A 316-nucleotide genomic window follows, 5' to 3' on the forward strand; every position below is an offset into this window, starting at 1 on the left:
GGCCGGGCCTGCGCCTGCTCGACAGCTCCGAGCGCACCAATTACCCGTTGTGCCTGTCGGTCAATGATTACGGCAGTGACCTCAGCCTGATGATACACAGCGTTCAGCCCGCGGATCCGCAACGTCTGGGCGCCATGATGCAGTGTGCGCTTGAGCAATTGACCGACGCGCTGGCGCACACACCACAGATGGACGTTACGCAGCTGGATGTGCTGCCCGCCGCCGAGCGCAACCTGCTGCTGGAGACCTTCAACCAGACCCGCCAGGACTACCCGACGGACCTGTGCATTCAGCACCTGTTTGAGGCACAGGTACG

Annotated in this window: 1 protein-coding gene; it reads left to right on the forward strand. The window is 62.7% G+C overall.

The features are described 5' to 3' along the window. Nucleotides 1-316 (forward strand): hypothetical protein (locus AO388_RS06565; protein WP_153003975.1); only part of this gene is annotated, 316 nt, incomplete at both ends.

The organism is Pseudomonas sp. ICMP 10191 (assembly GCF_001467335.1).
GTDB lineage: Bacteria > Pseudomonadota > Gammaproteobacteria > Pseudomonadales > Pseudomonadaceae > Aquipseudomonas > Aquipseudomonas cerasi.